This is a genomic window from Pseudomonas brassicacearum subsp. neoaurantiaca (genome assembly GCF_013608025.1).
Classification (GTDB): domain Bacteria; phylum Pseudomonadota; class Gammaproteobacteria; order Pseudomonadales; family Pseudomonadaceae; genus Aquipseudomonas.
Genome location: NZ_VDLV01000021.1, coordinates 1 through 24057, shown reverse-complemented (window position 1 = coordinate 24057; position 24057 = coordinate 1). Strand labels below are relative to the sequence as shown.

General features: G+C 63.2%; 23 protein-coding genes. 12 read left to right on the top strand and 11 right to left on the bottom strand.

The window, feature by feature from the left end:
- Positions 1–133: 133 nt before the first annotated feature.
- Positions 134–574: a CBS domain-containing protein gene (locus FHK92_RS15055; protein ID WP_181288758.1), complete on the top strand. Its 441-nt coding sequence runs from the start codon at positions 134–136 to the stop codon at positions 572–574.
- A gap of 141 nt (positions 575–715) precedes the next feature.
- Here FHK92_RS15055 and FHK92_RS15050 read toward each other — a convergent pair whose 3' ends face one another.
- From FHK92_RS15050 to FHK92_RS15035, 4 genes are read right to left on the bottom strand one after another with little or no spacing between them, the layout of a single operon-like run.
- Positions 716–1198 (bottom strand): response regulator, encoded by a 483-nt coding sequence (locus FHK92_RS15050; protein ID WP_181288757.1) that lies wholly within the window; start codon positions 1196–1198, stop codon positions 716–718.
- Positions 1195–3507, bottom strand: coding sequence for an ATP-binding protein (locus tag FHK92_RS15045; protein ID WP_181288756.1), 2313 nt, complete (start codon positions 3505–3507; stop codon positions 1195–1197). The genes FHK92_RS15050 and FHK92_RS15045 overlap by 4 nt, the downstream gene beginning before the upstream one ends.
- Positions 3508–3509: 2 nt before the next feature.
- Positions 3510–4172 (bottom strand): response regulator, encoded by a 663-nt coding sequence (locus FHK92_RS15040; protein WP_181288755.1) that lies wholly within the window; start codon positions 4170–4172, stop codon positions 3510–3512.
- The gene (locus FHK92_RS15035) at positions 4169–5353 is read right to left on the bottom strand and encodes a sensor histidine kinase (protein ID WP_181288754.1); all 1185 of its coding nucleotides are present in this window, start codon (positions 5351–5353) and stop codon (positions 4169–4171) included. Before FHK92_RS15035 ends, FHK92_RS15040 begins: the two co-directional genes overlap by 4 nt.
- A 175-nt stretch (positions 5354–5528) precedes the next feature.
- On the opposite strand from FHK92_RS15035, the gene FHK92_RS15030 reads away from it, so the two are divergent.
- The 4 genes from FHK92_RS15030 (at position 5529) to FHK92_RS15015 (ending at position 10137) form a co-directional block, all read left to right on the top strand.
- Complete coding sequence (locus FHK92_RS15030; protein WP_181288753.1) at positions 5529–6050, top strand: SgcJ/EcaC family oxidoreductase; 522 nt, start codon at positions 5529–5531, stop codon at positions 6048–6050.
- Between the two features lie 126 nt (positions 6051–6176).
- Complete coding sequence (locus tag FHK92_RS15025) at positions 6177–6686, top strand: sigma-70 family RNA polymerase sigma factor (protein WP_181288752.1); 510 nt, start codon at positions 6177–6179, stop codon at positions 6684–6686.
- Complete coding sequence (locus FHK92_RS15020) at positions 6683–7630, top strand: FecR domain-containing protein (RefSeq protein ID WP_181288767.1); 948 nt, start codon at positions 6683–6685, stop codon at positions 7628–7630. The genes FHK92_RS15025 and FHK92_RS15020 overlap by 4 nt, the downstream gene beginning before the upstream one ends.
- A 68-nt stretch (positions 7631–7698) precedes the next feature.
- Positions 7699–10137, top strand: coding sequence for a TonB-dependent receptor (locus tag FHK92_RS15015; RefSeq protein ID WP_181288751.1), 2439 nt, complete (start codon positions 7699–7701; stop codon positions 10135–10137).
- A 51-nt stretch (positions 10138–10188) separates the two neighbouring features.
- On the opposite strand, the gene FHK92_RS15010 is transcribed toward FHK92_RS15015, so the two are convergent.
- The 3 genes from FHK92_RS15010 to FHK92_RS15000 all read right to left on the bottom strand — a co-directional run bounded on the left by FHK92_RS15010 (position 10189) and on the right by FHK92_RS15000 (position 12407).
- Complete coding sequence (locus tag FHK92_RS15010; RefSeq protein WP_181288750.1) at positions 10189–10563, bottom strand: response regulator transcription factor; 375 nt, start codon at positions 10561–10563, stop codon at positions 10189–10191.
- A gap of 100 nt (positions 10564–10663) precedes the next feature.
- Positions 10664–11314, bottom strand: a complete 651-nt coding sequence (locus FHK92_RS15005) for a response regulator transcription factor (protein ID WP_181288749.1) — start codon at positions 11312–11314, stop codon at positions 10664–10666.
- A 19-nt stretch (positions 11315–11333) separates the two neighbouring features.
- A complete protein-coding gene (locus FHK92_RS15000) occupies positions 11334–12407 on the bottom strand; it encodes a sensor histidine kinase (protein ID WP_181288766.1) in 1074 nt (357 codons plus the stop codon).
- Positions 12408–12798: 391 nt separating this feature from the next.
- On the opposite strand from FHK92_RS15000, the gene FHK92_RS14995 reads away from it, so the two are divergent.
- Positions 12799–13740 carry a LysR family transcriptional regulator gene (locus tag FHK92_RS14995; protein ID WP_309109607.1) on the top strand — a complete coding sequence of 314 codons (942 nt, stop codon included), beginning with the start codon at positions 12799–12801 and terminating at the stop codon, positions 13738–13740.
- A 19-nt stretch (positions 13741–13759) separates the two neighbouring features.
- Here the strand turns inward: FHK92_RS14995 and FHK92_RS14990 are convergent, their stop codons facing one another.
- Complete coding sequence (locus tag FHK92_RS14990; RefSeq protein ID WP_181288748.1) at positions 13760–14779, bottom strand: GlxA family transcriptional regulator; 1020 nt, start codon at positions 14777–14779, stop codon at positions 13760–13762.
- A gap of 207 nt (positions 14780–14986) precedes the next feature.
- Between FHK92_RS14990 and FHK92_RS14985 the strand changes: the two genes are divergently transcribed.
- The 5 genes from FHK92_RS14985 (at position 14987) to FHK92_RS14965 (ending at position 20796) form a co-directional block, all read left to right on the top strand.
- Entirely contained in the window at positions 14987–15988 is a 1002-nt protein-coding gene (locus FHK92_RS14985; protein WP_181288747.1) for an ABC transporter substrate-binding protein, read from the top strand.
- A gap of 99 nt (positions 15989–16087) precedes the next feature.
- Complete coding sequence (locus tag FHK92_RS14980; RefSeq protein ID WP_181288746.1) at positions 16088–17053, top strand: helix-turn-helix domain-containing protein; 966 nt, start codon at positions 16088–16090, stop codon at positions 17051–17053.
- A gap of 71 nt (positions 17054–17124) precedes the next feature.
- Positions 17125–18057: a SphA family protein gene (locus FHK92_RS14975; protein ID WP_181288745.1), complete on the top strand. Its 933-nt coding sequence runs from the start codon at positions 17125–17127 to the stop codon at positions 18055–18057.
- Between the two features lie 10 nt (positions 18058–18067).
- On the top strand, positions 18068–19321 hold the full coding sequence (locus FHK92_RS14970) for an MFS transporter (protein ID WP_030140697.1): 1254 nt from the start codon (positions 18068–18070) through the stop codon (positions 19319–19321).
- A gap of 17 nt (positions 19322–19338) precedes the next feature.
- On the top strand, positions 19339–20796 hold the full coding sequence (locus FHK92_RS14965; protein WP_181288744.1) for an amidase: 1458 nt from the start codon (positions 19339–19341) through the stop codon (positions 20794–20796).
- A 135-nt stretch (positions 20797–20931) separates the two neighbouring features.
- On the opposite strand, the gene FHK92_RS14960 is transcribed toward FHK92_RS14965, so the two are convergent.
- The 3 genes from FHK92_RS14960 to pdxR all read right to left on the bottom strand — a co-directional run bounded on the left by FHK92_RS14960 (position 20932) and on the right by pdxR (position 23319).
- Entirely contained in the window at positions 20932–21336 is a 405-nt protein-coding gene (locus tag FHK92_RS14960; RefSeq protein WP_030140699.1) for a cupin domain-containing protein, read from the bottom strand.
- Positions 21337–21479: 143 nt separating this feature from the next.
- Positions 21480–21773 carry a putative quinol monooxygenase gene (locus FHK92_RS14955; RefSeq protein ID WP_030140700.1) on the bottom strand — a complete coding sequence of 98 codons (294 nt, stop codon included), beginning with the start codon at positions 21771–21773 and terminating at the stop codon, positions 21480–21482.
- Between the two features lie 112 nt (positions 21774–21885).
- Positions 21886–23319, bottom strand: coding sequence for a MocR-like pyridoxine biosynthesis transcription factor PdxR (pdxR, locus tag FHK92_RS14950; RefSeq protein ID WP_181288743.1), 1434 nt, complete (start codon positions 23317–23319; stop codon positions 21886–21888).
- Between the two features lie 165 nt (positions 23320–23484).
- Here pdxR and FHK92_RS14945 point away from each other — a divergent pair, with 165 nt between their 5' ends.
- Positions 23485–23925 carry a carboxymuconolactone decarboxylase family protein gene (locus FHK92_RS14945; protein ID WP_181288742.1) on the top strand — a complete coding sequence of 147 codons (441 nt, stop codon included), beginning with the start codon at positions 23485–23487 and terminating at the stop codon, positions 23923–23925.
- The last annotated feature ends 132 nt before the right edge of the window (positions 23926–24057 follow it).

Sequence of the window (24057 nt, the reverse complement as noted above, 5' to 3'; positions counted from 1 at the left end):
TTTGTGGCGAGGGAGCTTGCTCCCGCTGGACCGCGCAGCGGTCCTAAAATCTTGCGGTCGCTGCGCAACCGAGCGGGAGCAAGCTCCCTCGCCACGGACAGCGATCACTTTGGTTTGAAATTGAGGATTAACAATGAAAACCGCCGCCCAACTGGTTCGGCTCAAGAGCGTGCAGAACCAGCAGGTCCATAGCATCGCACCGGAGCAGACCGTGCTCGAAGCGTTGCAGATCATGGCCGAGAAAAATGTCGGCGCACTGCCGGTAATCGAAGACGGGCAGGTGGTGGGGGTGTTCAGTGAACGGGACTATGCCCGCAAAATGGTCCTCAAGGGCCGCTCATCGGTGGGCACTACGGTGCGCACCATCATGAGTACGCCAGTGATCACCGCCGACAGCCAACAGAGCATCGACCGCTGCATGGAAGTCATGACCGACAGCCACTTGCGACACCTGCCGGTGCTGGATAACGGCGAGTTGATCGGACTGCTGTCCATTGGCGACCTGGTAAAGGAATCACTCGTCGAGCAAGCGGACCTGATCCGGCAATTGGAGCACTACATTCGCGGGCATTGACCCCCTGCAGCGCTCTTGTGGCGAGGGAGCTTGCTCCCGCTCGGTTGCGCAGCGACCGCAGGTTTTTCATCCCGCTGCGCTCGAGGCGTCGGACCGTTGCAGCGGGAGCAAGCTCCCTCGCCACAAAGGCCTGCGAACCTTTCAATGGCTTTCGTGCGGGGTTGCATCAGCGCTCGGCCGATGTTGACGCAACAACTCGATGTGTTGGGCGGGAATCAAGGTGCGCAACGATTTATAAAGCGCCCGGGTTTCCAGCAGGTTCCACACGCGCAACATGGTTTCCAGCGCATCGAGGGGTTTGCTGATGAAGTCCCGCGCGCCCAGCGCCAACGCGCGCAAGCGGGTGTCGCGGGTGGCGTCGGCGGTCAGTACCAGGATCGGCAGATAGTCATTGGCCGGGATCCGCCGGTTGAGTTGCTCCAGCACGGCGAAGCCGTCGAATGCGGGCATGTGCAGGTCGAGGATGACCAGGTCCGGCTCGAAACTGTTGAACAGGTCGAGGGTGCGCAACGGTTCGGTGCTGCTCAGCACATTGTGCAACCCCTCGCGGGCCAGCAACTGCTCCATCAGATCGAGGTTGGGGCGCTGATCGTCAATGATCAGGATGCGCAAATCGCGATTCATGCGGACTCCGGTAGATAACGTTCGAGATGGCCGAGAAAGGCCTGGATATGAATGGGTTTGGTCAGGATCGCCGTCGCCCCTGCGTCGTGCAAGGCGCGGTGGGTCAGGTCGCTGGCGTCGGCGGTGATCATCAGCACCGGCGTGGATGCGGTCGCCGGGGATTGGCGCAGGCGGCGCAGGACTTCCAGGCCTTCCAGGTCAGGCAATGTCACGTCCAGCAGGATCAGTTGCGGCGCATGTTGGCGGGCCAGGTCGAGCCCCATCTGGCCTTGCATGCTCGATAACAACTGGATCCCCGGACGGCGCTGCATCAAGGTTTCGATCAGGGCCAGGCTCGACAGGTTGTCTTCGATGCACAGGACCTTGCCGTCAAACTCGGTGCGCGGGCGCGTCACTTCCAGCGCAACCATGGGTGGCAGGTGAGATCCGGATACATGGGCGCAGGGCAGTTGCAGGGTGAAGCAACAGCCTTGGCCCGGATCGCTGCGCACGCGCAGGCTGCCTTGCATCATTTCCAGCAGGCTTTTGCTCAAGGACAGCCCGAGGCCGGTGCCTTCGACCTGGGGATCCGCGCCCAGGCGTTCGAACGGTTTGAACAACTGATCCAACCGTTCGGGGGCGATGCCATGCCCGGTGTCGCTGATGGCAATGCTGACGTTCGGGCCTTCGATAACGACCTCGATGCGCACCTCGCCGCCCGGCTGGTTGTACTTGATTGCGTTGGAAAGCAGGTTGAGCAGCACCTGGACCAGGCGCTGGCGATCGGCAAGCACGCCGCAGCCATCGGGCAGCGAAGGCAACTCCGCCAGGTGAATCCCGGCGTCGGCCGCCATCGGCGAGACCAGCGTCAAGGCTTCATGGAGCACGGCGGGCAGGGCGATGGGTTCGATGTTCAGCGGCAGGCGGCCGGCCTCGATCCGGGCGATGTCGAGCACTTCATTGATCAACGCCAGCAAGTGCTGCCCGGCACGCAGGATATGACTGACGTGGGGCCGCTGGCCGGCAACGGAATCCATGTCCAGCAGTTGGGCGAAGCCCAGGATCGAATTCAACGGCGTGCGCAGTTCATGGCTCATGCGCGAGAGGAATTCACTCTTGGCCCGACTGGCGCTTTCCGCTTCTTCCCGGGCCTTGCGCAGGGCGATCTCGGCGGCACGCCGGTCCGTGATGTCGCGGGTGATCTTGGAAAAGCCGCGCAAGGCACCGGTGCTGTCGTACTGCGTGGTGATCACCACGCTGGCCCAGAAGCGGCTGCCGTCCTTGCGGCAACGCCAGCCTTCTTCCATGTAATGGCCGTCGCGGGTGGCCTCGCGCAGGGCCATGTCCGGGTGCGCCGGGCACTCTTCGGCCAGGTAGAACAGCGAGAAATGCCGGCCGAGCACTTCCTGTTCGGTATAGCCCTTGATCCGCTCGGCGCCGGCGTTCCAGGTGATGACGTGGCCTTGGGCGTCCAGGGCGAAGATCCCGTAGTCCTTCACGCCATCGATGATCAGCCGCAGGCGTTCTTCGTTGTCGCGCAAGGCGCGCTCACGCTCGGCGAGCAATTGCCCGGCCTCCACCAGGCGGGTGCCCAATTGGCCGATTTCGTCCCGCTCCGGCGGTTGTGGCAGCAGCGGTTGGCCCAGCGCCAGGCGTTGGGCGTTGCCTTGCACCTTCTGGACCCGAGCGACGATGCCCTTGGACAGGAACAGCACCGCGACGACAGCGCCGAACAAACCGCACACCGCCGCCAGCAGCGTGGCGAACAACAGGCGCATGCGCGTGGCCGAGGCGGCGGCGCTGCGCTCGGCGAGCAGGGCGTCCTCGCGTATGCGCATGGCGCTGATCTGTTCGCGCAACACGTCCAGGACCTGTTTGTTTTCGATCAGGATCGCGGTGATGGTTGCGGTGTCGTCGCCCTTGCCAGTGCGCAAGGCGAGCAGCCCGGCGAGCTTTTCGGTGATCAGCGGGGTGATGGTCTTCAGGTGCTCGCGCATCCTGGCGTCGCGGATATTGTGATCCAGCCGCTGCAATGCGGCCTGGATCTTCGGCGTTGCCTGTTCGTAACCGGGCAGGAAGTCCTCGCGCCGGGTCAGCAGGTAACCGCGCACGCTCGCCGCCGCCTCGGCCAGCAAGGTGTGCACGGCCTGGATGTCGCCTTGCACCAGCAGGACCCGGCGAACGTCTTCCTCGGCGCGGGCGGTCTGGCGTTCGGTGATGTAGATCAGCACCAGCGACAGCAGCAGGATCACCAAGGGAAGGGAAATCACCACTAGCGCCTTGCCCCTCAGTGGCAGGTTGGCCCAACGACGGGCTGCGAGAAATCTCATGGTCATTGTCCCGACGGTTGGGCGACGAGGCCCAGGGCGACACCGCGCACGGCGGCCTGGGTCCGGTCGGCGGCGCCAAGCTTGCCGATGACCCGCTCCACATGGGCTTTCGCGGTGCCAGGGGCAATGCCGAGTTTTTCGCCGATCTCACGGTTGCTGAAGCCGCTGGCCACCAGGCCGAGCACCTGGCGTTCGCGGGTTGTCAGGGCTTGCGCTTGCAAGGCGCCGTTGGCGCCACGTTCGGTCATGCGTCGCAACAGGCGGGCGCTGACCGAACTGTTCAAGGCTTCTTCGCCCCGGGCCACGCGGGTGAGCGCATCGAGCACTTCGGCGCGGCTGGCGTCCTTGAGCAGATAACCGACCGCGCCCGCGCCGATGGCGGCTTCGAGGTGGTCGGGGCTGTCGTCCATGGTGAAAATCATGACTTTGATCCCTGGCTGACGCTGTTGCAGGATGCGCGCGGCGCCGAGGCCGTTGAGCACCGGCATGCGGATATCGAGGATGGCGATGTCCGGTTGCAGTCGCTCGCACATATCCAGCGCCTCTTGGCCGTCGCGGGCTTGCCCCACGACTTCGAACCCCTCGGTTCCAGCCAGCATGGAAATGAACCCTGCACGGGTGACTTCGTGATCATCGGCCAGCAGCAGGCGCAAGGGACGGTTCATGCATGCACTCCGTGGGCTGGCAGGGGCACGCTGGCCAACAGGCGCGTGCCGCCGTCGGGTTCACTGCTACAGCTCAGGCTGCCGCCCAGCAGACTGGCGCGTTCCTGCATCGCGGCAAGCCCCAGGTGGCCGGTACCCTGGGTTTCGATGGGCGGTTGCAGGGCAAATCCTCGGCCATCGTCCTCGACCCGCAACGCCACCCGGCCGTCACGCATCGCCAATCCCAGGGACACCCGACTGGCCCGGGCATGCTTGAGAATGTTGTTGATGCCTTCCTGGGCAATGCGGAACAGGGCTATCTCGATGTTGCCCGGCAGGCGCGCGACGCTGTGCTCGACCCATTCCACCGTCAGGCCGACGTCGCGCAGGCGATCGGCTTCCTTGTCGACGGCCTTGTGCAAACCGAAATCATCCAGTACATGCGGTCGCAAGCCGCCGATGAGCTGGCGGCCTTCGCCGACGCAATCCTGGGCCAGGGCGAGGATGGCTTGCAGTTCGTCGTCCAGCGCCGATGGCAGGGGCGGGCAGCGACCGGCAAAGCCTTGCAGGCGCTGATGCAATCCGGCGAGGTTTTGTGCCAGGCCATCGTGCAGGTCATACGCCACGCGCTTGCGTTCGTCCTCCTGGGCGCTGAACAGCCGATGGACCAGCTCGGACATGGTGCGCTCGCGGGCCTGGAGCGTTTGCAGCAGTCGGCTGTTCTCCAGATGCGCGGCCAGCAGGGTCGCCAATAATTGCAGGGATTCGATGTCCTCGTTGTCCGGCGCACCCAGGGCCACGCTGTTGCCCAGTAGCAGGGCACCAAAGACGACCCCGTCGGCGCCCCGCAGGGGAATCCGCAAGACCTGCGCCAGTGCGGCGTCTACGCAATCGAGCCATTGCGGGGCGGGCGAGGGCGGCTGGGCCAGGGTGGCGAGCACGTCGAGTCCGTCGCCACTGCCGTGGCTGGCGACGATCTGCAACGGTGCATCCGGCGTCCACTCCAGCAACACGCCATGGTCCATGGCGACGAATGCGCACGCCCGTTGCAGCGCGCGCTGGCGCATCTGCGCCAGCGGCAGCCGGGTCAGCTCATGGCCGGTGCCCAGCAAAAGTCCCAGGCGTGCCGCGCGGCTTTGCGACTGGCGATATTGGCTGCGCATCGCCAGGGCGCTGCCTGGGTCGTGGGGTGGGCTTTGCATGGGGAAACTCCAGCGTGGAAGGGCACCGGCCCCGTTAATGATTGGCTGCATTAGACCTTGTGATCGGCACCGGGACTATCTGCCGAATGGCATAGGCGATCGGCACCGGTTGGCCGATGGCGAACGTCGTGCGGGTCGGCAAAGTGGGGCCATTGAAACCCAAAGGAACGCAACGATGAAAATGAAAACCTGCGCCATGGCCGTTTTTTTCCTGCTGGCTGCGCCATTTGCTCACGCCGTGGAAACTGTGCCGTTCGTGTATCGCACCGTCGCCGAGCAGCCACAGAATGTGAATGATCGGGAGATTGCCGGGCTTTTCGACCGCTGGAACGCCGCGCTGCAAACCGGCAGCGCCACCGCGGTAACAGCCCTCTACGCACCGGATGCAATCTTGCAACCGACAGTATCCAACAAAGTGCGCAGCACACCGGCACAGATCCAGGATTACTTCGCACACTTCCTGGCCGGCAAGCCGGTGGGCGTGATCAATTACCGGGAAATCCGTCACCTTGGGCCAGACGCGGCGATGGACAGCGGCGTCTACACCTTCACCCTGACCCAAACCGACGGTTCCAAGCGCGAAGTCCAAGCGCGCTACACCTTCCTCTACGAGCGACTCGACGGGCAGTGGAAGATCATCAACCATCACTCGTCGGCCATGCCCGAAGTGCCGAAGACACTCCACGCAAGCCATTGAGATCGGCGGCGCCTTGGTAATCCAGGGCGCGGATTTCATACATTCCCGTATTAAGCCTTGGAATAGACTGTGGATATTAATTAGAATCAGTCTCATTCACGTCATTCTTGACCAGGGCCTCTTCACATGCTTGATGCAGCAAAGCCGGCGGAGCACGCCCTGCATGCGTTATACCGCGATCACGGCGGATGGCTCGAAGGTTGGCTACGGCGTCGCATGGGCAATGCCTGGGATGCCGCCGACCTGCGCCAGGATACGTTCCTGCGCGTGTTGTCCAGTGCCCAGCCGTTGGCCGAGCTGCAAGAGCCGCGCGCGTATCTGCTGACAGTGGGGAAGCGGCTGTTGAGCAACTTCTACACCCGCCGCAACCTGGAACAAGCCTATCTCGACGCATTGGCGAACCTGCCCGAAGCCTGCGTACCGTCTCCGGAGGAACGTTGGCTGTTGCTCGAAACCCTGCACGCCTTGGATGAACTGCTCGATGGCCTGCCGCCGCGGGTGCGTCGGGCATTTTTGTGGAGCCAGCTCGAAGGGTTGGGCTACCGGGACATCGCCGAGCGCTTGCAGGTGTCCGAACGCACCGTCAAGCGCTACATGGCCCAGGCGTATGAGCATTGCCTGCTGGTGGACCTTTGATTCGCCAGGCGCCGACATCCCGAGCCCGGGAAGTGGCCCGTGCGGCGGCCCGGTGGCTCGCGATGATCGAATCCGGCGAGGAGGGCGTCGACCACGCCGCCCTGCAACACTGGCGCGACAGCCACGCCGAGCACGAAGCCGCTTGGCAGAAGGCCCAGCAACTGCGCCAGCGATTCGCCGGCGTGCCGCCTTCGCTGGGCATGGCCACCCTCGATCGTCCGGTGCTGGCCCGCCGCGCCGTGCTCAAGCGCGCACTGGGTGTCGCCGCCCTGGTGCCAACAGCCTGGCTGTTGGGCCGTGAGTTACCGCTGGAAGTCTGGCGCGCCGATTTGCACACCGCCACCGGGGAGCAACGCCGTTGGACCTTGGTCGATGGCAGCACCTTGCAATTGAACACCGACAGCGCCGTCGACCTGGACCTCAAGGCCCGGCGCCTGGCGCTGTTGCGCGGCGAAATCTTCCTCCGGGTCGCCGGGACCGTGCCTTTGGCGGTCCAGGGACCTTATGGCGTCATCACCATCAATCGAGGCGAGGCGTGTATTCGCCTCGATGAGCGCACCTGCCAGGCCTCGGTGCTCAGCGGCACGGTGCAACTGCAACCGCTGCGCGGACCATCGGTGATGCTTGAGGCCGGGCAACAAGTGGATCTGCAAGCGTCTGGCGCAGGGCCGGTCAACGGTTTCGACGTCGCACAGTTGGGCTGGCGGGACGGGGTGCTGGTCGCACAGAACCAGCCGCTGGAGGATTTTCTCCGTGAGCTGGATCGTTATCGACCGGGTGTGCTGCGCTGGGACAGTGCTTTGGAAGCGCTGCGTGTCACGGGTAGCTTCCGCCTGGACAACACCGATCGGATACTCGCGCTGCTCGCGGCCAGCTTGCCCTTGGAGGTGCAGATGCGCACCCGCTACTGGGTCACGTTGACGCCGCGCAAAAATATCGCCTGAAGCCTGTCCCCTTTTTTTGTCCCGCTTGTCATTCCAGGCAACTGAACAAAAAACGAGAGCGTTCTCCCATGTCCGCAGTCACACCTTTGCACTTGCGCCCGGCCGCTGCTGGCTGGCGTCCATTGTTGGGCCATCCTTTGTTGAAGCTGAGTTTGTTGCTGAGCTTGAGTGCCAGCCCGTTGTTCATATCGCCCAGCCAGGCAGAAGAAAGTGCCCGGCGCAGCTATCAAGTGCCCGCCGGTAGCCTCGGTTCAGCGCTGACCCGGTTTGCCGGGCTGGCGGGGGTCAACCTGTCGGTGAATCCGGCGCTGGTCAGCGGCCGCGACAGCGCCGGGCTCGCCGGTGAATACGGTGTGCAGGACGGCTTTGCGCGGTTGTTGCAAGGGTCCGGCCTGCAATTGCAAGCAGTCGGGGAGCAGGCCTACATCCTGGTCCCGGCGCCCGAAGGCAGCAGCCTGCAACTGGCTCCCACCTCGATCCTCGGCAGCAGCGGTTCGGCGGGTGGCGAACCCTATGCCGGCGGTCAGGTCGCCCGCCGTGGTTCCCAGGGGTTGCTCGGTTCGCGAGACTTCATGGAAACGCCGTTCAGCATGACCACCTACACCGGCGAGACGGTGAAAAACCTGCAGGCTCGGACCTTGGGTGATCTGGTCGCCAGCGACCCTTCGGTGCGCGCCACCAACCCGGCGGGTGGCCGCTATGAGCAATTCACCATCCGTGGGTTGAGCCTGTTCAACAGCGACGTCGCCTATAACGGCCTCTACGGCATCTTGCCGACCTACACGATCGACATGGAGATGGCCGATCGTGTCGACATCCTCAAGGGGCCGACCCAGCTCATCAACGGGATTTCGCCGCGTGGCAGCGTCGGCGGCGGGATCAACGTGGTGCCCAAGCGCGCCACCGACCAGCCGATCACATCGCTGACGGGCAGCTACGCCTCCGACAGCCAACCCGGCGCTGCGGTGGACGTGGGTCGCCGTTTCGGCGAGGACAACCAGTTCGGTGTTCGTTTCAACGGGGTGAAACAGTCCGGCGATACCGACTGGGATCATCAAAGCGTTGACCGCGAGATGGCGGTGCTGGGCCTGGATTTTCGTGGCGAGCGACTGCGTCTTTCGACCGACATCGGCCACACCGAGCGCGATACCGATGCGCCGCAGGAGCGCGTCCAGGTGGCGGCTGCGGCGCCGATTCCCCACGCCAGCGACGTGCGTCGCAACTACGCCCAGCACTGGAGCAAGGCGCGTACCGAAGACACCTTCGGCGCGGTGAATGCCGAATTCGATGTCAACGATTCCGTCATGCTCTATGGCGGCGCAGGGGCGCGAAAAAGCAATCATGATTTCCTGCGGCACAACGTGTCGGTCAGCAACGCCGCTGGCGACTTCACCGTCTCGCCCCGGGACTTCACCCGGGACGAAAATGTCCGGACCGCCAACGCAGGCGTGCGTAACTGGTTCCATACCGGGCCGGTGAGCCATGAGGTGAACCTGGCCGCCAGCTATTTCTACATGGATTTCGAAAACGGCGGCGCCCGTTACGCCAATGGCCGGAGCAACCTGTACAACCCGGTGCCGACACCGACGCCGAACGTTTCCACGCGTCCCGATCCAAAGGTCTATACCGAGAACCACTTCAGCGGCGTCGCGCTGTCCGACACCCTGGGGTTCTTCGATGACCGTCTGCTGCTGACCCTCGGCGCCCGCTGGCAGCGAGTGGAGGTCGACGACTGGTCCGATGGCCTCAAAGGCCGCACGGCCTACGACGAAGAAAAAATCTCTCCGTCGGGCGGCATCCTGTTCAAGGCGACCGACAGATTGTCCCTTTATGCCAATTACATGGAAGGCCTGAGCCAGGGCAAGATCGCGCCGACGTCTGCCGATAACCGTGACGAGATCTTCCCACCGTTCATCAGTCGCCAGGTCGAAGTCGGCGCCAAATATGATGCCGGCGCGCTCGCCGTCACCACCGCGGTGTTCCGCATCAAACAGCCGGCCTATGCCACCGACGCCACGACCAATGACTTCGGTCCGAACGGCAAGCGTAAAAATACCGGCGTGGAACTGAGCGTGTTCGGCGAACCGCTCAAAGGCGTGCGCCTGCTTGGCGGCGTGATGTTCATCGACAGCGAACTGACCGACACCACCAACCCCGCCTTCGACGGCAACCGGGCGCCGGCGACGCCGGAGTACAACGTCAACCTCGGCGCGGAGTGGGATGTGCCGACGGTGCAGGGGCTGACCTTGACCAGCCGAGGGATTTATTCCAGCTCGCAATATCTGGACCCGTCCAATACCAAGGAGATCGATTCCTGGGAGCGCTTCGACGTTGGCGCGCGGTATGCCTTCAAGGTGGATGAGAAGAAGATCACGTTGCGGGCGAATATCGAAAACGTTGCGGACAAGCGATATTGGAGCTCGGCAGGCGCTTCGGATGACAGTGAACCGGGGCTGACCTTGGCGACGCCTCGGACTTATCTGGTTTCGGCTACTGTGGATTTCTAGTTGGACGTGCCGGCCTCTTCGCGAGCAGGCTCGCTCCCACAAGGGCAGTTTTCACACCAATCCCTGCGTCAGCGATTTGATACAAGCCATCAACTCACCACAATCAAACGGCTTCGGGAACACCGCCACCGGACCGCAGAAACCTGGCCTGGCCAGTGGCGGCACGGTAGGCAAACCGGTGATGAAGATAAGCGGGATTTCGATGCCACGGGCATGGAGTTCATCGCACAGTTGGATGCCGGTCATCCCCGGCATCTGAATGTCCGACAGTAGGCATGCGGTGCTCTCAAATCCAGCCGAAGACAAGAAGTCGAGGGCGCTGGGGTAAGTCTTGACGCGATAACCGTGGGAGCGCAGCAAACCATCCAATGCAACTCGAACCGATTCATCGTCATCGATAACTGAAACAATTGCGGTGTCGGACATTTCGAAACCTGGCAGTAATGTCAGGTGGCCATGAAGGCGACCTAGTCACTGCACGATACGCCGTCCAGATGCCGCGGCTAGTATACGTGGGTATGAACTTTCAACGGTCGCGGCCAGGTTCCAGGGCCTGGGCCATGCGCACCAGATCGGCAAATGAGCGTGCGCCCATTTTGCGCATGGCCTGGCCACGATGAATCTTGACGGTGATCTCGCTCAAGCCGATCTGCCCGGCGATCTGCTTGTTCATCAACCCCGACGCGGCCAGCTCCATCACCTGGCGTTCCCGGGCGGAAAGGGTGGCATGGCGTTCATGGAGCGCTTGCTGGCTGCGCTCGGTTTCGCGGCGCAGTCGGTCACGCTGGTGGGCGAGGGACACCGCATCGATCAGGTCCTGTTCGCGAAACGGCTTGGTCAGGAAGTCCACCGCGCCGGCCTTCATCGCCCGTACCGTCATGGCGATATCGCCATAACCGGTCATGAATACAATCGGCAGATGAATGTCGGCGCTCGCCAACTGTTGCTGGAAGTCCAGTCCGCTGGTGCCGCGAAGGCGCACATCGAGCAACAGGCAACTGGGCGTGTCGGGCCGCGTATGGCCCATGAACTCCGCCACCGAGTCGAACAGCTCGACACGCAGGCCAATGGAACGCAGCAGGCTGCGAAGGGCTTCGCGCAGCGGTGCATCGTCATCGACAACATAGACGATGGGTTCCTGGGCGAGCGCGGGGTGGGTGGCGTGACTTGGGTTCATGGTCGGCGTCCGTGACAGGTCAGGTGTTGGAAATCAATGGCAGCGAAAACATGAAGGAGGTGCCTCGGCCCGTCTCGCTGATGGCCCAGATCCTGCCGTCATGAAAATCGATGATGGAACGGCAGATGGACAGGCCGATGCCCAAGCCGTTTGCCTTGGTGGTGAAAAACGGATTGAACAGTGACGGCAGGGCCTCGGCGGTAATGCCAATGCCTTGGTCCGCGACCTCCAGCAGCACCTCGCGCCCTTGGGTCCAGGTGCGCACATGAAGGATTCGCTCACGCACCTGGATCATCTCCATGGCGTGGCACGCATTGCTGATCAGGTTGATGATCACCTGCTGCAATTGCACCCGGTCAACGCTGACCTGGCTGGGCGTCGTCGCGAGCGCCACCTTCACGCTGACTTTGTGCTGGGCCAACTGGTGGCGCACCAGGTCCAGCGATTCCCTGACGATCGGCTCCAGGCACTCGGGCCGGCGCAGGGGATCGCATTTGCGTGCCATCGCCCGGGTACGATTGATCACCTCGCTGGCGCGGCAGGCGTTGGCGACGATCCGATCCAGCGAGTCGAGGGCTTCCTTGAGGTCGGGAACCGGCCGCTCCAGCCAGCGGCGACAGGCCTCGCCACTGCTGGTGATGGCCGTCAGCGGCTGGTTCACTTCGTGGGCGATGGAGGCGGCCATTTCGCCCAGCGAGGTCAATCGTGTGGCGTGGGCCAACTGGGCCTGGGCCTCGATCAGGTACGCCTGGTGATGTCGCAAGCTGTCCGAGGCCTGTTTGCTGCGCAGCGCCAGGAACGCGATGGCCGACAGGGCCGTCAGGCAGCGAAAGAAACCCGTGGTTGATTCCCAGCGGTGATAGCCGCCGTTGTACAGGAACATCGCCGTCAGCAGGAACATGCACATCAGGGCGACGGTGATCACCAGGTTGATGGAAAACAGGTTCGCCGCCATCAGCAGCAAGGTGATGTAGAGCAGCGTCGGCGCCAGGTCGGAATGGGTTTCGGAGTTAATGATGACAATCCCGCAGGCCACCACCAGGCCGATTGCCCAGCCCAGGGCATTGACCAGCGGGTGGGTGCCGATACCCATCGATGGGCCCGACGCCTTCGGGCAAGGGTTGTGCCGCAGGCTATCGTAGACGCTCTTGAACATCATGGCGGGTGTGGGCACGCGGCAGGCCTTTTGTCTGGCTGATCCAACCCCCGGCGACGGAGGAAACGGGGCATCGGTCCTGGATCTTAAAAGTTGCCCCCGGCCTGGGGTAGGACATAAAACCCTGAAATCCTGCCAACCTGGCAGTCGTCCCTGCATACCCAGGTATCGACGACTCGACCCAAAGCGTGGGTGAAGCTTCCTCCGGTACAAGAGACTCGCGCAGGGCCTTGGCATAACCTTCAAGCAGTCCGCCGCCGTCGGCCCTGCAAGACGTTCTGGGCGCGACTTTCCTTGAATCATTGGCCCTGTGCCTGGAATGGCTACCATGATGAACAGAAATGACCTGCGTCGTGCTGACATCAATCTGCTGGTTGTCTTCGAAACCATGATGCACGAGCGAAACGTCACCCGAGTGAGCGAGAAGCTGTTCCTCGGTCAACCGACCATCAGTTCCGCCCTGGCGCGTTTGCGCCTGATGTTCGATGACCCCTTGTTCATCCGTGCGGGCCGGGTGATGGAGCCGACCTCGCGGGCAGAGGAAATCTTTTCCAACCTGTCCCCGGCGTTGGACGGCATCGCCGCCGCCTTGAGTCGCTGCCAGGCGTTCGACCCCGCCACCAGCGACGCCACGTTCCACATCGGCCTGTCCGATGACGTCGAATACGCCTTGCTCCCGAACCTGTTGCACCGCCTGCGCGTCGAAGCGCCCGGTACGACGCTGGTGGTGCGCCGCGCCGATCAATGGCAGATGTGCCAGTTGCTGGCGTGTGGCGAGATTACCGTGGGGATCAGTCACACCCTGGAGTTGCCGGCCAATGCCCGGCGCAAGACATTGCGCCCGATCCGACCCATGCTGTTGCGGGCCGATTCGCTACCCGGGACATTGTCCTTGGATGAGTTCTGCCGCCGGCCCCACGCGGTGGTGTCGTCCATGGGGCATGTGATCGATGACTCGGACCGGGCATTGAGTCAGGCGGGCCGGCATCGGCGGGTGGTGCTGACGGTGCCGCAGTTCAGTGCGTTGCCGAGGTTACTAGCCTGCAGCGACATGATCGCCATCGTGCCCGACTACGTGGCGCAGGCCATGGCGATGGGGTCAGACTTGCGGGCGGAGGCGGCGCCAATTGCACTGCCAGAGCGTGAATTGACGATGGTCTGGCGGGGGGCTTCCCATAATGATCCGGGGGAGCGCTGGTTGCGTTCCCGGTGCTGCGCGTTCCTGGCCGAGGCGTCCGATCCACAGGCTCAAGCTCGACGCGTGGCTTGAAGGGATAGCGCCGTTCGCCTCAACGGGAGAAACGGTTGCGATACTCTCGAGGTGAAATCGAGAGGTGGCGCTGGAAGGTATTGCGCATCCGTTCTTCATCACCAAAGCCGCAGGTACGGGCGATCTGGTCGATGTTGCGCTCGGAGTCCTCCAGCAATCTTCGCGCAGCTTCCAGGCGAAACATCTCGACGGCCTTGGCCGGGGTTCGCCCGGTCTGGCGCTTGTAGACCCGGGCAAAGTTGCGCGGGCTCATGCGCGCCTGCCGAGCCAGTCGCTCGATGGTCAGGTCTGCCTCGTCCAGGTGATCGGCGAGCCATCCGTGCAGTTCATCGAACCCGGCGCTGTCCTGGGTCTGCGCCAATAGCAACTGGCTGAACTGCGCTTGCCCACCGGGTCGCTTGAGAAACACCACCAGTTCCCGCGCCACTTGCAGCGCGACGTCGCGGCCGCAGTCGGCTTCGACCAACGCCAGGGCCATGTCGATACCTGCGCTGACACCCGCCGACGTCCAGACCTTGTCCTGCTGGATGAAAATCGCGTCGAGGTCGACTTCGACCAACGGGAAGCCGCTCTTGAGCATCTCGCACATGGCCCAGTGCGTGGCGGCGCGGCGGCCGTCCAGCAAGCCGGCCTGGGCCATGAGGAAAGTCCCGCTGCACACCGATGCCGTGCGCCGGGCCTTGGTCGAGGCGGCGCGCAGCCAGTCCACCAGCTCGACACAATCAATCATTGCCTGACGGATGTCCGGGGCGCCCGGCACGATCAGCGTGTCGACGCTGACGTCGTCGAATTCGCGTAGGGAAGAGGTGGCAACGACCAGGCCTTCGGCGGTGGGCATCAGCCCGCCGTCCAGGCTCGCGGTGTGCATTCGATAACCAGGCAGGCCGCGTTCAGCCATGGCTTTGGTGGCCGCCCAGAAAACCGTCTGGGCGCCAGTCAGGTCGAGCAGTCCCATCTGCGGATAAGCGAGGAAGACCAGCGCGCGCGGTTGGGACATCGACTCGGCGGCGATGCGAATGTCATGGGTCATTTCGTTCATGGTCGCGTCGGCTCGGTTCTGGCGCAGTAGAAGGGAGGCGGTGCGCAGCGCAGCGCCGGGTGCCTCTGGCTGATTAATCCTCTGCCTGCCCATTGTCAATGGCGCATTGCATCACCCAGTGATATGCATATGCGATACAGGTATTTAAATTTTGTTTTTTATAGCTTTACAGTCGGCGCCTGACTTCATTCTCAAGAGGCCCCGGCCATGGCGTTCATGCGTCCCGTATTACTTGTTTCCTTGGCGGCAAGCTTGCTGACGGGGCCCTTGGCCCACGCGGAAGGCAAGATCAGCATCGCCCAGCAATTCGGCATCGGTTATTTGATCCTCGACGTCGTGCGCGACCAGCAGCTCATCGAGAAGCACGGCAAGGCCCAGGGCATCGATATCCAGGTGGACTGGAACAGCATTTCCGGTGCGACCGCCATGAACGAGGCCCTGCTCACCGGCGCCCTCGACGTGGTGTCGGCGGGGGTGCCGCCGATGCTGACGATCTGGGATCGGACCCGGGGCAAGCAGAACGTCAAGGCCATCGCCTCGCTGGGCTCGATGCCCAACTACCTGCTGACCAACAACCCGGCGATCAAGACGCTTAAGGACTTCACCGACAAGGATCGGATCGCGGTGCCGGCAGCCGGGGTCGGGTTCCAGTCGCGGACGTTGCAGATCGAGACGGCCAAGGTGTTCGGCAACGACCACTACAAGAAATTCGACGACATCTCGGTCAGCCTCCCGCACCCGGACGCCACGGCGGCTCTGATCGCGGGCCAGTCGGAAATCAACTCGCACTTCTCCAGCCCGCCGTTCCAGTACCAGGCGCTGCAGAGCCCCAACGTGCACAAAGTCCTCAGCTCCTATGACGTGCTCGGCGGACCGGCGACGTTCAACGTGCTCTACACCACGGAAAAATTCCACGACGAAAATCCGAAGACCTACAAGGCGTTCTACGACGCGCTTGTCGAAGCACAAACCCTCATCAAGACTGACAAGGCCGCTGCCGCCCAGACCTACATCCGGGTCGAGCAATCCAAGCTGCCGCTGCCCCTGGTCGAAAGCATCGTCAACGACCCGGAAATCGACTTTACCGTCGTACCGCAACGCACCTACATCTATGCCGAGAAGCTGCAGGAATTGGGTGTGCTGAAAAACAAGGCCGGCAGCTGGAAGGACTATTTCTTCGAAGAGGCCCATGGCGGCGCCGGCAGTTGATTAGCCGTTTTCGGCACAATCGAGCAAGCGGCCTGCCGGGCGGAATGGAACTTGCCTGATCTTCGATCATGAACCCTGGAAATCTCGAAGGTCGGGTTAATGAACGACGATATGGCGAATGCATTGCCGACGCAGCCGATCAATCGGTTCCGCACCGGCGACATCGACGAACACGCGCGGAACATGGGCGGATGGCAGGTCAGCTACGACCAGTTGACGCCGGGACACTTCGAGGGCGAACTGATCGAGTTTCGCTCGGAGTGGATGCAGTTGGTGCGCGACCGCTCTAATCAGGCCATGACCAAGCGTGGCATGGCGTGGGAGGGTGCGATCACTTTCAGCGTGCCGCTGAGCGCCGACGGCCCGGTGTTTTGTTCCGGACACCCGATTGTCGAGCCCAGCCTGATGGTCGCGCGCGGCCGAAACCTGCCGGACCTGCGTACGCCGCAGCATCTGGACCTGCTCGGTGTCGCGGTCGAAGAGCAGGCGTTGGAGCATCTGCTGGAGCGCCAGGGCAGCGCCTTTCGAATTACCGATCTTCCCAAGTGTTACCGTCTCGGCGATTCAACCTTGCCGGCTGAGCTGGCCACCTTGTTCGATGAGCTGGAAGGGGGCGGGCAGGGACGCGCGTCATTGTTGGGCCACGAGTCGATCCGCCGTGGCCTGCGCGACACGGTGATGCTGCATTTCCTCGAACTGGTGGCGCCGGACGAAGCACCGCCGCTGCCCCCGACCGCCCGCAAGCGCATGGTCGACCGGGCTCGGGAATATGCCCTGGCCCATGTCGACGAGCCGCTGTCGATCCTGGACCTGTGCAACCACATCGGTGCCAGCCGGCGCAAATTGCAGTATTGCTTCCAGGAAACCCTCGGCATCAACCCGGTGGCCTATTTGCGTGCGCTGCGCCTCAATGCCGTGCGCCGCGAATTGCGCCTCGGCACCCAAGGCGTGCAAGAAGTGGCGGCGCGCTGGGGCTTCTGGCACCTGAGCCGATTTGCCAGTGATTATCGGACCCTGTTTGGCGAAACCCCTTCGCAAACCCTGCGTCGCACGCATCTGTGCTGAAAACGGATAACGGCTGGCGCCCCCGCTCCCTAGGATGACCCCAACACCACACAGATGGGATGGGGCATTCGATGAATCAGAAAAAAAACAACAATCAGCAGCGCCTTGCGTGGTTCGCCTTGGGACTGATCGGCGCCAGCGCCGTGGCCAACGGCACCGAAAACGGCGCGCCGACCACCGCGATCGGGGTCTACGATTTCGGCGCCGGCATGATGCCGCCCGCCACACCCTTCGGGACAGTCGGGCTGCGTACGGCGTTCTATTCAGCCAACGTGCAAAAGGATCGCCACGGCCGTGCGCTGGACAACAACCTCTCCCTCGACGTGCTGTCCATCGCCGCCGCGTACCTGCACATGACCGATTACACCGTGCTTGGCGCCAAGTATGGCTATGGCGCGGTGGTGCCGTTCTTCAAGATGGACGCGTCGATGCGGGTGCAGACCCCGGTCGGTCCGCTGGACCTGGAGGCCGATCCGTTTCGCCTGGCGGACATTCAAGTATTGCCGATGATCCTGCAATGGACGCTGTCGCCGAACCTGTTCGTCAACGCCCAGTTGCAGATCCAGGCGCCGACCGGTGATTACGACGAGGATCGGCTGATCTCGCCGGGTCTCAATCATTGGACGTTTTCACCGATTCTCAACGCGACCTATCTCTCTGACACGGGGTTCGAGGTGTCTTCCAGCTTCGAGGTCGACGTCAACACGCGCAACCACGCGACCGACTACAAGAACGGCGTCGAGTACCGCCACGAATTTGCCGTGGGCCAGCATGTCGGCCCCTGGACGCTGGGTGTGGGCGGCTACTACTACCGCCAGTTCACCGACGACGATGCCCCGGGCCTGGAAGCGGGCAATCGCGCACGGGTGATGGCGGCAGGTCCTGCGGTGGGCTATTTCAAGCCGGGCATGCCACCGGTCTGGCTGCATGTGTACAAGGAGTTCGATGCGCGAAACCGCGCCGAAGGCTACACCACCGCGTTGCGCATTTCCCACAGTTTCTAAGGGGCTCGCCATGAAGCAATCAAGTTCCGTTTCAACGGCTGCGCCGCGCCAGGCGGTTGGCCGGCGTGAAGGGTGGGTGCTGATGCTGGGCAGCAGCCTGACGATCATGGGTTCGGTGATGGTCACGCCCATTCTTCCCCGCTTGGGCGCCGAGTTCGGACCCCTTGAGCCTCGCGCCGATCTGCTGGTGCCGTTGGCGATCACCGGGCCGGCGTTGGCGATTGCCCTTTGCGCGCCGCTTGCCGGCTGGTTGGCCGACCGGATCGGGCGCAAGGCGCTGCTGGTGATCGCCACGTTGCTCTACGCCCTGCTCGGCGCGTTGCCCGCGCTGCTCGACAACCTGCACGGCATTGTCATCGCGCGGTTGCTGTTTGGCTGTGCCGAGGCGGCGGTGATGACCTGTTGCGCCACGTTGATTGCCGACTATTGGCACGGCGAGGAACGCTTGCGCTACGTCAACCGGCAGGTGGTGACGATCGGTCTGGTCGGGGCGCTGTTTTTTGTCGTCGGCGGGGCACTGGGGGAACACTCCTGGCGCTCGCCGTTTCTCCTGTATCTGCTGCCGTTGCTGTTGGTGCCCGCCATGCTGAAAATTCTCTGGGAACCGCCCGTGACGAGGCGGCAGGTCACTGAGCCGCAGGCTGACGATTCAGCGCCGACCAAGGTCGCGGTTCGGCAATTGCTGGTGGGCTACCTGATGATCGTGTGGGGCATGGTCCTGACGTTTGTGATGCCGATCCAGGCGCCGACGCTGCTGGTCGGCCTGGGCGTGACGTCCAGCACAATGATCGGACTGTCGGCGGGCTTGAGCCTGCTGGCAACCCTCGGCGGTTCCTTGAGCTGGCCGTTGTTGCGTCGGCGCTTCGGGATCGCCGGTTGCAATGCGCTGTTGTTGGCACTGATGGGGCTCGGTCTCTGCCTGTTGGTGCGAGCGCAAAGCTACAACGCCGTGCTGCTGGCGGTGTTCATCCAAGGCTTGGGAGCCGGGCTGCTGGTGCCCAACGTGATGGCGCCCGTCATGAATGCCCTGACCGCCCGCACCCGTGGGCGTGGCCTGGGTGGGTTCACCTCGTTCCTCTATATCGGCCAGTTCATCAGTCCGTTGGTGGTGGCGTTCGTCGGTGCCTATGCCGGTGATTTGCGTCAATCGATCCAATGGCTGGCCTTCGCCGGCCTTGCCGCTGCACTGCTGTGGGTGGCTGTCGGCTTGCGCGCACGGGGTAATGGCCAGGCGCGCATCGCCCAATCTCGTCAATCGTCCTGAAGCAAGGAAACTGAAACATGAGCCTGCAAGACATTCACTCATTGATGGACATAGAAGATGCGACCGGGCTGGCCGAGTGGGTCAGGCGCGGTGAGGTCCAGCCTGGCGAACTGCTGGAGACCGCCATCGAACGCCTGGAACGGGTCGAACCACAACTCAATGCAGTGGCGGAGCGGCTGTACGATTCGGCACGGGAGGCGGCGCGTTCGCCTGAGGCCGGGCAAGGGTTGTTCGCTGGCGTGCCAACGTTGATCAAGGATCTGTTTTCGCCGGTCCAGGGCGCGGCGATGACCAATGGTTCCCGTTCGCTGGGGGACTGTCGCGCGGATTTTGAATCGGAATTGGTCACGCGGTTGAGGCGGGCCGGCTGTCAGGTGATGGGCACCAGCACGTCGCCGGAGTTCGGCACCTCCTATTCCACCGAGTCCGTGCGTTTTGGCGCTACGCGCAACCCGTGGAATACCGAGCGCAGCGCCGGCGGTTCCAGCGGTGGCGCGGCCGCGCTGGTGGCGGCCAGGGTGGTGCCGTTCGCCCATGGCAACGATGGCGGCGGTTCGTTGCGGGTGCCAGCGTCGTGTTGTGGCGTGTTCGGGTTCAAGCCCAGCCGTGGACTGCTGCCGTCGGGCCCGATGATTGGCGAGGGTTGGGCCGGTATGGGCACGCCCCACGCCATCACCCTGTCGGTGCGCGACAGCGCCGCGCTGCTGGACGCTACCGCCGGGATCGACTTGGGCGCGCCCTATGCCGCGCCGGTCCAGGCGCTGGCGTATGTGACGGCCGTGCAGCGTGATCCGAAGCCGCTGCGCATCGCCCTGGTCGAGCACGTCAGCCCCTGGGCCACGTCGGCGCCAAGCTTGCAGGCAGTGGGCGAGGCCGCCCGCTTGTGTGAAAGCCTGGGGCACCGCGTCGAGCCGGTGAACCTGCCGGTGGCGTTGCCGGAGTTTCTCGACCAGGTCTTCACCATCATTGGCGCCAGCACGCGGCATTACGTCGATGTGCTGGGCCAGATGCGTGGGGCTGCGGTGCAGGCGGAGGAACTGGAAGTGCGCACCCGGATCATCCTGCGGGACAAGGGCAACGTCAGTGGCGCGCAGTATGTCGGCGCCGTGGAATGGATCCATGCCTTGGGCCGCCGGTTGGCGATGTTCATGCAGGACTACGATGTGATCCTCAGCCCGGTCCTGACCCGTGAGCCGGTGCCGCTGGGAGAGTTGGAGGTGCACGACGTTTGCATGAGCCTTGAACAGCTCATCGAGCGGGTCCACAGTTATTCGCCCTTCACCGCGCTGTTCAATGCCAGCGGGCAACCGGCGATGTCGGTACCGCTGGCCTGGAGCGCCAACGGCCTGCCGGTGGGTGCGCATTTCGCCGGTCGGTTCGGCGAGGAAAGCACATTGCTCGCCCTGGCCGGGCAGCTGGAAAGGGCCCAGCCTTGGCGGGGTCGGGTACCTCCGGTCAATGCCCGCGGCAAATAACGATCCGCGCATGCCCTGTGGGAGCGAGCTTGCTCGCGATGGCGTCATCATCCTCAACACAATGGCTGACTGACCGTCCGCCTTCGCGAGCAAGCTCGCTCCCACAGGGTGCTCTGAGGTGACAAAAGCTGCGGCTCAGTTCTTCAGCGGGATCAACACCGCTTCATCCTCGCCCATCACCATGAACACCAGCAGCTTGGCCGGTTGGGTGGCGCTGGCGTTCTTCGACACCAGGTGCTCGGAACCGGCGGCTTCGTACCAGAACTCGCCAGCCTTGTAGGTGATTGCGGGTTCGCCCTTGACCTGGGATGTGATAGCGCCTTCGAGCACGTAGGCCATTGCGGTGCCGTCGTGCTTGTGGGCGATGGACGACTGGCCCGGCGCATAATCGACGGTCAGCATCATGGCCTTTTTGCCGGGCAGGTTTTTCAGCAGCTTCTCTTGCAGCACCTGGACCTTCTCCGACGGCCCGGTTTCGTGGGCGTAGAGCGGGGCAATGGGAAGCAGGCTCAGGGCGGCGATCAGGTAGAGGGTTTTCATGGGGGGGACCTTTGTGGCGTGGAGTGAGTTCGCCTTCACCCTAAGCCCCAAGGTACCGGGGACAAACGTCCAATTTTTTGAAAGATGGGTAGACCACCGTGGCGAGGGAGCAAGCTCCCTCGCCACGCAAAAGAAGAGCTCACTCACATCACCGGAAAGCTGTTGAAGTCCACGCTTCGGGCCAGGCGGCTTTCCAGCAAGCTGATGAAGCCCTGCACTTCGGGGCAGTTGAAGTGGGCCTGCATGTCCGCTTCCGATCGCCAGCGGGCGCTGACGTTCCAGCGCTCATTGTCTTCAGGGCAGCGGTCGACCATGTAGGCGTCGCAGCCTGGCAAGGCTCGCAGGGTTTCGACGATTTGCTGCAACTGCCGGCCCAGCTCTTCCGAGCGCCCGGCGGCGGCCTGCACTTGAACGGTGTTGATCACTTGGCGAGACATTGTCCTGGCTCCTGAATCAAGTCGAACGGGATCTGATCACACCCAAGCAGGATAGGCCCGACGGGACAAGGCTAAAACAGCCAATGGGCGGATAAACGCCCAGTCCAATCGGTCAGGCAACCTGCTGCAGGATGTCTCGCAGACGGTCCAGGGCGATATCGATGTCGAGCAGTTCAATGGCGCCAAAACCCAGGATCAGGCCTGGACGCACCGGCGCCTCGTTAAAGAAGCCGTCGAGGCTGTAGAGCCCGACTTCGGCTTTCTTCGCCAATTCGATCACCAAAGGCAGGTCGAACGGTACCTTGCACAGCACAGCCATATGGAAACCCGCCGTGGTGGGCACGGCCTCGAACCAGGGTGACAGGTCATCGCCCATGCGCGCCAGGATTCGCTCGCGCCGGCCGGCATACAGCGCGTGGCAGCGGCGGATGTGCTTGAGCAGGCAGCCCTCGGCAATGAATTTCGCCAGCGCCCATTGGGGCAGGGTGGAGGTGTGCTGGTCGGTAAGGCGCTTGGCCAGGATCACCGCCTCGAGAATCGCCGGTGGCAGGATCGCGTAGCCGAGGCGCAGTTCCGGCAGCAAGGTTTTGGAAAAGGTCCCTACGTACGCCACGATCCCGCGCTCGTCCATGCTCTGCAACGAGTCGGCGGGTCGGCCTTCATAGCGGAACTCACTGTCATAGTCGTCTTCGATAATGATCGCCCCGAGTTCATAGGCTCGCGCCAGCAGGGCCTCGCGCCGGGGCTGGCTCATGGGCATGCCCAAGGGGAACTGATGTGACGGCGTCACGTAGATCAGCCGTGTGCCGTCCGGAATCAAGTCGACGCACATGCCTTGCTCATCCACCGGCACTCCGGCCACCGTCGCGCCATGGGAACCGAACAGCAGGCGTGCCGGCGGATAACCCGGGTCTTCCATGGCGACCAGGCTGCCGGGACGGGTCAGTACCCGGGAAATCAGGTCAAGGGCCTGTTGCGCGCCGTTGCACACCACCACGTCCTCGTCCTGGCAGTTGACCCCGCGGGAAAACGCGATGTGCCGGGCGATGGCGTTGCGCAGCGCCGGCAAGCCTTCGGGCTGGCTGTAGAAACCCTTGGCGTTGGCGATCTGGCGCAGGGCATGGGCGGTACAGCGACGCCAGTCGTCGAGGGGAAACTGGCCCTTGCCGGTGGCACCGCCGATGAAGTCATAACGCAGCGCGCTCTCGGGCAACGGGTGGCGCAGCAGGTCCGGCATGTTGCGCCAGGTCTCGACCACATCCGCCCCGGCGAGCTCACGATGGCTTTGCTTGCGCACGATGCTGGCCGGGCGAGCGTTGACATAAGTGCCCTTGCCGATGACGCCGGTGAGGAGGTTTTCGTAGGTCAGTTGCGCGTAAGTATCGGAAACGGTCTTGCGCGAAATGCCCAGTTGCTCGGCGAGCAAGCGACTGGGCGGCAGTTGCGTGCCAGCGGCTAGCCGACCGCTTTCGATCGCGCTGCGCAACTGTCGATACAACTGGCCTGTCAGGTCCTTGCGGCCGTTGATGACGACATGAAGTTCCATACCCGTGGGCTCCTGGGTGATCGTTTGCGGCAAGGGCCAGTGACGCAAGATTACCCGCAATGCGCCGGAGCGGAGAAGTTGCGTGGGCGTTTATCGGCGGATTGGATCTGTCGCGGGTGGCCTCAAGGTTTTACCGTGGATTTATCAACCACTACGGAGCCCACCATGAGCCCGCGTCTTGATTACTACAGCGCGTCCCCGGGGGCGATGAGGGCGATGATCGGCCTGGAAGCGCTGACCAGTCGCTTGAGCATCGAGCCGGCGTTGCTGAACCTGATCAAGATCCGCGCCTCGCAACTCAACGGCTGCGCCTTCTGCACCGACATGCATTCGGTGGATGCGCGCCGCCAGGGTGAGACGGAACGGCGTCTTTTTGCGGTGGCGGTGTGGCGCGACAGTGGCTTTTTCAGCGAGCGCGAACGGGCCGCGCTGGCCTGGACTGAGGCGGTCACGCTGTTGGCTGAGAGCCAGGTGCCGGATGACGTCTATGCGTTGGCCTGTGGCAGTTTTAGTGAAGAGGAATTGGTGGACCTGACCTTGGCGATCAGCACCATTAATAGCTGGAATCGGTTGGCGGTGAGTTTTCGGCAAAGTCCGGGGGGGTAGGCAGGGCTTACGGGCGGTTTTGGATTTGTTGGTTGGGTACATATCCATTTCTGCGGTCACGGCCACTTAAGGTTCCGCTCTTACAGCGGGTCACTTTTGAACAGCGCAAAAGTAACCAAAACGCTTTTGCCC

Bases quoted from the DNA above. Each gene is read 5' to 3' on its own strand.
- FHK92_RS15055 (WP_181288758.1), top strand. From the start codon at position 134: ATGAAAACCGCCGCCCAACTGGTTCGGCTCAAGAGCGTGCAGAACCAG.
- FHK92_RS15050 (WP_181288757.1), bottom strand. From the start codon at position 1,198: ATGAATCGCGATTTGCGCATCCTGATCATTGACGATCAGCGCCCCAAC.
- FHK92_RS15045 (WP_181288756.1), bottom strand. From the start codon at position 3,507: ATGAGATTTCTCGCAGCCCGTCGTTGGGCCAACCTGCCACTGAGGGGC.
- FHK92_RS15040 (WP_181288755.1), bottom strand. From the start codon at position 4,172: ATGAACCGTCCCTTGCGCCTGCTGCTGGCCGATGATCACGAAGTCACC.
- FHK92_RS15035 (WP_181288754.1), bottom strand. From the start codon at position 5,353: ATGCAAAGCCCACCCCACGACCCAGGCAGCGCCCTGGCGATGCGCAGC.
- FHK92_RS15030 (WP_181288753.1), top strand. From the start codon at position 5,529: ATGAAAATGAAAACCTGCGCCATGGCCGTTTTTTTCCTGCTGGCTGCG.
- FHK92_RS15025 (WP_181288752.1), top strand. From the start codon at position 6,177: ATGCTTGATGCAGCAAAGCCGGCGGAGCACGCCCTGCATGCGTTATAC.
- FHK92_RS15015 (WP_181288751.1), top strand. From the start codon at position 7,699: ATGTCCGCAGTCACACCTTTGCACTTGCGCCCGGCCGCTGCTGGCTGG.
- FHK92_RS15010 (WP_181288750.1), bottom strand. From the start codon at position 10,563: ATGTCCGACACCGCAATTGTTTCAGTTATCGATGACGATGAATCGGTT.
- FHK92_RS15005 (WP_181288749.1), bottom strand. From the start codon at position 11,314: ATGAACCCAAGTCACGCCACCCACCCCGCGCTCGCCCAGGAACCCATC.
- FHK92_RS15000 (WP_181288766.1), bottom strand. From the start codon at position 12,407: ATGGGTATCGGCACCCACCCGCTGGTCAATGCCCTGGGCTGGGCAATC.
- FHK92_RS14995 (WP_309109607.1), top strand. From the start codon at position 12,799: ATGATGAACAGAAATGACCTGCGTCGTGCTGACATCAATCTGCTGGTT.
- FHK92_RS14990 (WP_181288748.1), bottom strand. From the start codon at position 14,779: ATGAACGAAATGACCCATGACATTCGCATCGCCGCCGAGTCGATGTCC.
- FHK92_RS14985 (WP_181288747.1), top strand. From the start codon at position 14,987: ATGGCGTTCATGCGTCCCGTATTACTTGTTTCCTTGGCGGCAAGCTTG.
- FHK92_RS14980 (WP_181288746.1), top strand. From the start codon at position 16,088: ATGAACGACGATATGGCGAATGCATTGCCGACGCAGCCGATCAATCGG.
- FHK92_RS14975 (WP_181288745.1), top strand. From the start codon at position 17,125: ATGAATCAGAAAAAAAACAACAATCAGCAGCGCCTTGCGTGGTTCGCC.
- FHK92_RS14970 (WP_030140697.1), top strand. From the start codon at position 18,068: ATGAAGCAATCAAGTTCCGTTTCAACGGCTGCGCCGCGCCAGGCGGTT.
- FHK92_RS14965 (WP_181288744.1), top strand. From the start codon at position 19,339: ATGAGCCTGCAAGACATTCACTCATTGATGGACATAGAAGATGCGACC.
- FHK92_RS14960 (WP_030140699.1), bottom strand. From the start codon at position 21,336: ATGAAAACCCTCTACCTGATCGCCGCCCTGAGCCTGCTTCCCATTGCC.
- FHK92_RS14955 (WP_030140700.1), bottom strand. From the start codon at position 21,773: ATGTCTCGCCAAGTGATCAACACCGTTCAAGTGCAGGCCGCCGCCGGG.
- pdxR (WP_181288743.1), bottom strand. From the start codon at position 23,319: ATGGAACTTCATGTCGTCATCAACGGCCGCAAGGACCTGACAGGCCAG.
- FHK92_RS14945 (WP_181288742.1), top strand. From the start codon at position 23,485: ATGAGCCCGCGTCTTGATTACTACAGCGCGTCCCCGGGGGCGATGAGG.